The 6,408-nt window shown below is 60.1% G+C and carries 7 protein-coding genes; 4 read left to right on the top strand and 3 right to left on the bottom strand.

The genetic code is table 11. The features are described from left to right. The coding region (locus JWR14_RS24285) for a sugar phosphate isomerase/epimerase family protein (protein WP_299713189.1) at positions 1-723 on the top strand (723 nt) is incomplete at its 5' end. Between the two features lie 46 nt (positions 724-769). Here the strand turns inward: JWR14_RS24285 and JWR14_RS24280 are convergent. The 3 genes from JWR14_RS24280 to gndA form a co-directional block, all read right to left on the bottom strand. Continuing rightward, on the bottom strand, positions 770-1,912 hold the full coding sequence (locus JWR14_RS24280) for a hypothetical protein (RefSeq protein ID WP_299713186.1): 1,143 nt from the start codon (positions 1,910-1,912) through the stop codon (positions 770-772). Next, a complete protein-coding gene (locus tag JWR14_RS24275; protein WP_299713183.1) occupies positions 1,902-2,471 on the bottom strand; it encodes a DUF4365 domain-containing protein in 570 nt (189 codons plus the stop codon). The genes JWR14_RS24280 and JWR14_RS24275 overlap by 11 nt, the downstream gene beginning before the upstream one ends. A gap of 210 nt (positions 2,472-2,681) precedes the next feature. Then, positions 2,682-4,088 (bottom strand): NADP-dependent phosphogluconate dehydrogenase, encoded by a 1,407-nt coding sequence (gene gndA, locus JWR14_RS24270; protein WP_299713180.1) that lies wholly within the window; start codon positions 4,086-4,088, stop codon positions 2,682-2,684. Positions 4,089-4,517: 429 nt separating this feature from the next. On the opposite strand from gndA, the gene JWR14_RS24265 reads away from it, so the two are divergent. From JWR14_RS24265 to JWR14_RS24255, 3 genes are all read left to right on the top strand, one after another. Further along, on the top strand, positions 4,518-4,874 hold the full coding sequence (locus JWR14_RS24265) for a hypothetical protein (RefSeq protein ID WP_299713177.1): 357 nt from the start codon (positions 4,518-4,520) through the stop codon (positions 4,872-4,874). Between the two features lie 64 nt (positions 4,875-4,938). Next, complete coding sequence (gene panE / locus JWR14_RS24260; RefSeq protein WP_299713174.1) at positions 4,939-5,904, top strand: 2-dehydropantoate 2-reductase; 966 nt, start codon at positions 4,939-4,941, stop codon at positions 5,902-5,904. A 176-nt stretch (positions 5,905-6,080) separates the two neighbouring features. Then, positions 6,081-6,408: chromate transporter (locus JWR14_RS24255; RefSeq protein WP_299713172.1), on the top strand; the 328-nt coding region annotated here is incomplete at its 3' end.

Raw genomic sequence — 6,408 nt, 5'->3', positions numbered from 1 at the left:
ACGGCTTGGGCGATCGAGCAGGTCGGGTTCGCGGCGGCGGCGTCCAGGCGCTTGGGGCTGAACGCGCACGTGACGTTTTCGGGGGCGCTTGCGTGGCCTTATTTGTATCCGTGGCCGCAACGTCCGCAGGGTCTGGTGGAAGCTGCGTTCGAAGAGTTGGCGCGGCGCTGGCGGCCGTTACTGGATGCCTTCGATCAAGCCGGTGTGGACGTTTGCTACGAATTGCATCCGGGCGAGGATCTGCATGATGGCGTGACGTTCGACCGTTTCCTGGCCGCCGTGGACGGTCATCCGCGAGCGAACATCCTGTTCGATCCCAGTCACTTCTTGCTGCAGCAACTGGACTATCTTCAGTTCATCGATATTTATCACGACCGCATCAAGGCGTTCCATGTGAAGGACGCTGAGTTTCGTCCCAACGGCCGGCAGGGTGTGTACGGCGGTTATTCCGGTTGGGTGGATCGCGCGGGGCGATTCCGTTCGCTGGGGGATGGACAGATCGACTTCGGGGCGATCTTTTCGAAGATGGCGCAGTACGATTTTCCCGGCTGGGCCGTGCTCGAATGGGAGTGCGCGCTGAAGCACCGGGAGGATGGCGCGCGGGAGGGGGCGGAATATATCCGCAAGCATATTATTCGCGTGGCAGATCGAGCATTCGATGACTTCGCCGGAAGCGGCGCGAACGGTGAGCAAATACAGGAGGTGCTGGGGTTCAGGTTTTAAGAACACCAGTTCCCCAGTTGGTCATTCAAGCCGAACCTGATCTCTCTTAGCGTGGACTCGAGCCGATCAGGATAAAGCTCGTCACGTCGGTGATCGTACGCGGTTGGCGACCGGGGCGGAGGCGCCCTGCGATTCGAACCAGGGCGCGATCGTCGAGGTGTGCAATGACTGCTCTCGCATACTGCTCCTGGTCGAGTACAACGCGGGCCTTGATGATCTCGCCCTCACGCAGGAGCAGCGCCACGACTATTTCGCCGGCCCGATTTCCTTCAAAATCGAATTCACCGTTCAGATGCTCGACTGTTCCGATGAATACGTCGTCGCGCTCACGCTCGACCGCACGCAATTCCTGGCGAACGTCGTCAATACGCCCGAAGTAATCGCTTCGAATCCTGATGCTCTCGCCGGCCCCGGCGTCCTGCGGTAACGCCACGGTTGTTGCCCAACGAAACGACATGTCGATGTTGTTACGCATGTCGTCATCGTGAAGACGTGTCAGCGCTTCACAAAGGTTCGACGAAACGAGAGGCGACGCCGCTGCTTTTTGCGAATCGACGAAGCGACTCAACGCGTCCTCTTCGATGGCCTTGACGAGCTGGCGCACGCCATTTCTGGCGGTCAGCATGGTCATGCGAACAAACGACTCGTTCGCATGAGCGAGGTCGTGCACAGACGGCGTTTCCATAGCGTCGACAGGACACGATACGCGGACCACGAAGCTGCCCCGTTCGGTATGTCCGAACCGTACATGACCGGCAAGCTGCGTAGCTTCCGCCCTGTGCAGACGCGGATGATGGGTCTGGGGACGCAATACAGTACAGGCCGACGCGAGCAGGATCTGCTCCGCGCCCAGCAGCAACGAAGCGGCGAATGACAAAGGCAGGCCGTCATCAAAAGAGCCGCTGCTGGTCACGCGGTAGTAAATGGAGTCGTCATGCGAGATGGCAGCGAGCTGAATCAGATCCTCCAGCTTCATACCCTGCGGGTCCGCGAGTTTAGACAACGCGAGTTCGCATGCCTCGGCGTAGTCAGGCGCATCCTGATCCATGGGAATGACGATCTGGCGGCGCGGCGCGGCGGCGTGATGCAGGACATAAAGACGGTCCACAATGCCATCGGGGAGCGACTGCCATCCCAGCGATTTCACGAAATCACGCAGGGCGGACGGTGATAAATCTTTAATCGCCATGAGGAACTCGATGAGCGGGCGCTTTATAAGCAGGGATCTCGCGACGCGAGATGCTTGCCATGAGTTTCATGAGGCCGGTGCCGTCGAATACCTGATGCTTTGGAATTTTTACGGTGACGCCTGCCTGGTTGTCTGTGGGTGGAGCGCCACGCAAACTGACCCAGTAAGCGCATTTTCGGAGCACGAGTTGCTCGTGGGAGTGTATCAACCAGTCTTCCGCTTTCGGCGGCAGGAACAACACTGCAAGTATTCGCGGCGACGCGTGTGTTTCACGGCGCAGGTCGTCGTATTGCTGCCTGCCTGACAGAAAATAGGAGAGCGAATCACCGTCGTCGAATGGCGGCTTGATGCTTGCCTTCAGCTGGACCTTGATGTCGACTTCGGTCAGGCTTCCGCCATTCGGAAATGGCTCCCAACCAGTGAGCATGGCATCGATTCCGGCATTGTCATCGTGCCGGTTGCTCGTCTTGCAGTTGACACCCGCATGGGATGCAATGGCGTGGAGGTAAGCGTAGCGCAACTCCGATTCCCGATTTACCGCTGTGAGTGCAGTTGCCATGATCTTCCCGCAATTCCGTTATCCATCGACAGGAAAGGATAGGCGCAAACACCAATATTCGACTTGTGGAAAAATTCGCTGCGACAAAATTTGACGACTTGCTCGAGACAAAAAGAAAACGCCGACGCGAAAGCGTCGGCGTTGAACTACAGGAAACACCAGCCGCTTTTCAGCCGCTTTTCAGCGGCTTTTCAGCGACTGCTCAGCAACTTACGACCAGTCGGCGTGGAAGCTGCCCTTCTTGTCCACGCGTTCGAACGTATGCGCGCCGAAGAAATCGCGCTGTGCCTGCACCAGATTCGCCGGCAACGTCTCCGACCGGTAACTATCGTAATACGCTACCGCCGACGAGAATGCCGGCACCGGCACGCCCGCCTTCACCGCGGCCACGACCACGTCGCGCAACGCACCCTGATACTTCGTTGCGATGTCGGTGAAATACGGATCGAGCAGCAAGTTGTGCAAGTCCGGGTTGGTCTTGTAAGCGTCCGTGATCTTCTGCAAAAAGCCCGCACGGATAATGCAACCCGCCCGGAAGATCTTCGCGATCTGACCATACTGCAAGTCCCACTTGTACTCTTCCGAGGCTGCACGCAACTGCGCAAACCCCTGCGCATAAGAAACAATCTTGCTCAGGAACAACGCGCGCCGCACAGCTTCCACAAACGCATCGCGATCGCCATCGAACTTCGGCGAGGGTCCCGTCAACTGCTTGCTCGCTTCAACGCGCTGATCCTTCAGCGAAGACAGCACGCGTGCAAACACAGCTTCCGTAATCAGCGGCAACGGAGCGCCAAGGTCGAGCGCATTCTGGCTCGTCCACTTGCCCGTGCCCTTTTGCGCGGCACGGTCGAGAATGACGTCGACCAGAGCCTTGCCCGTTTCGTCATCCTTCTTCGAGAAGATCTTCGATGTGATCTCGATCAGGTAACTATCTAGTTCACCCTTGTTCCACTCGACGTATACCTTGCCCAGTTCTTCGTTCGACAAACCCGCGACGCGCTTGAGCACGTCGTAGCTTTCAGCGATCAACTGCATGTCGCCGTATTCGATCCCGTTGTGCACCATCTTCACGTAATGTCCCGCGCCGTCCGGGCCCATGTATGCCACGCACGGTTCGCCGTCCGGCGCCTTGGCGGCGATCTCGGTCAGGATCGGAGCCACCAGGTCATACGCTTCCTTCTGGCCGCCCGGCATGATCGACGGGCCTTTGAGCGCGCCTTCCTCACCGCCGGACACGCCCGTGCCGATGAAGTGCAGGCCCGACTTGGCGAGGTCGGTGTTGCGGCGGATGGTATCGGTGAAATGGGTGTTGCCGCCGTCGATCAGGATGTCGCCCTTGTCGAGCAGGGGACGCAGCGAGTCGATGGTGGCGTCGGTGCCCTGGCCGGCCTTGACCATCAGCAGGATGCGGCGCGGTTTTTCGAGCGACTCGACAAATTCTTCCAGCGTGTACGAAGGCACGAGTTTCTTGTCGGGATGCTCGGCTATCAGCTCTTCGGTTTTTTCGCGGCTGCGGTTGTACACGGACACCGCATGTCCGCGGCTCTCGATGTTCAACGCCAGATTGCGTCCCATGACGGCGAGGCCTACAACGCCGATTGCTTGCTTGCTCATGTTTCTCTCCGAATGACCGAAGCGCGGGCGGCTCGTGGCTACACGCGCGACGGATGCGATTTGTCAATTGGGGCGGTGGCCGCGACGGCGTTCCGGACAGGCTTTCGCGCCAGGAAACGGGGGCGAAAGCGGCACGGGCCCTACGCGTGTCCGTGAGCCAAGCAGACGGAAACACGCAAACGCCGCGCAGAACGCGCAGACGGAGCGAGATTACCACTTTGACACGACGCTGGCAGACATCGCACGCGCTCGCACGGTCGGGCTGCAGGCCGACAGCGGCATGGCAGCACGTCGGCCCGCGGCCGGGCAACACGCGTGACACCGGTCTAGAATGAGCGTCCGCGGCCGGTTTCAGGGCGGTGCAACGCGCTCGAACCAGGCTCGAACCAGGCGGAACAGGCAACGGCAGGGGAACTGCAGGGCATCGGCATGGCGCTTCGGAAAAAGACTCAGCAAAAGACCCCAAGGAGTCACCATTACCACGTGTACGTGATCGAACTGGCCGACACCGTCTGGAACGAAGCGCGATTCCGGCGCGCGAATCCGGATTACGTGCTCGGCATGCCCTTTGTCTACGTGGGCATGACGGGCATCGATCCCGATGTTCGGTTTGACAAACACAAAGCCGGTATCCAGTCAAACCGGTATGCGCGGGAATTCGGGCTGCGATTGTTGCCGCGGCTCTATGAACTGTATAACCCGATGCCGTATGAAGGCGCGCGGGAGATGGAAGTGGAATTGGCAATCGGCTTGCGGGAAGCCGGCTACGGCGTCTGGCAAGCGTAGAAGCAGATAGCGCCACCGCACCTGCGGCCGGCGTTCTGATCAGACTAAATGCAAGGAGCGGGATATGCGAATTCTGGTGGTGGGTGCGGGAGCAATTGGCGGTTATTTTGGCGGACGGCTGCTCAATGCCGGCCGTGACGTGACGTTCCTCGTGCGCGAGCGGCGCGCTGCGCAACTCGCGCAGACGGGCCTCAATGTGCGCAGCCCGAACGGCGATCTGTCGATACCCAATCCGCCCATCGTGCTGGCGAAAGACGTGCGCGAACCGTTCGACCTGATCCTGCTCAGTTGCAAGGCTTACGATCTCGACGGCGCCATCGAGTCGATAAAAACCTCGGTCGGGCCGAATACCGCCATCCTGCCGATGCTCAACGGCATGCATCATCTGGATGTGCTCGAAGCGCAATTCGGCGCGGAGCGCGTGCTCGGCGGCCAGTGCATCGCGGCCGTGACGCTCGACGCCGACGGCACCATTGTTCACTTGAACAAGCTCCATTCCATGGCGTTTGGCGAGCGTGCAGGCGGTTTTTCGGCGCGTATCGAAGTCATCTCGGCGCAGTTGTGCGGCGCGCAATTCGACGCGGTAGCCAGTCCCGAGATCATTCAATCGATGTGGGAAAAGTGGGTGTTCCTCGCGACGCTCGCGGCCAGCACATGCCTGATGCGCGCGCCGGTCGGCGACATCATCGCGGCGCCGGGCGGCCAGAAACTGCTGCTCGATCTCTTCGATGAAGCCCGCGCCATTGCAAGCGCGAACGGTTTTGCGCCGGGGGAAGCAGTGGTCGCGCGTGCGCAGGCGATGTTCACGGAGGCTGGCTCCACGATCACCGCGTCCATGCTGCGCGATCTGGAGAATGGCGCGCGGATCGAAGCGGACCACGTGGTGGGCGATTTGATCGCGCGTGCCGAAGGGGCTAAAGGGGCTAAAGGGGCGCAGGGCACGGTCAGCACGCCGATATTCTCAACGGCCTACACGCATTTGAAAGCTTACGAATCCCGCCGCGAACGGGGCGACGTCAAGGCTTCGTAAGCCGGATCGGACGATGAGAGCGGGGCGGACGCCGGTCGCTTTAGTAACACCGCCGTGGCACCGCCTCTCGCTGCCCAAAACAAGCCGCACCGCGCTTTAAACAGCCATTTCGCACTTTGAAGCGACGGCTATACGCGTTACGCTTTGCGCTTCTCAAAAGTAACGTTCGCCGAACCATGCACGATCATGCCTTGCAAGAGCCGCTCGCCCCGCCGACAGTCGCGGAAATTTTTATCGGCTTCCTGACACTTGGGCTGACCGCGTTCGGCGGCGCGTTGCCGCTTGCACGACGCGAAATTGTCGAGCGGCGCAAGTGGCTCACTTCCGACGAATTTGTCGATCTGCTGGGCCTTTGCCAGTTTTTGCCGGGCGGCAATGTGATCAACCTGTCGGTTGCGGTCGGCATGAAATTTCGTGGCGTGGCGGGTGCGCTGGCGGGCCTGCTTGGGTTGATCGTCGGGCCTTCGCTGATCGTGATCGGGCTCGGCGTGCTGTATCAACGCA

Origin of the sequence: Caballeronia sp. (genome assembly GCF_028292365.1) — a bacterium.
GTDB lineage: Bacteria > Pseudomonadota > Gammaproteobacteria > Burkholderiales > Burkholderiaceae > Caballeronia.
Note: the sequence above shows the minus strand (reverse complement) of the source record. Positions and strands in the feature narration are given on the sequence as shown.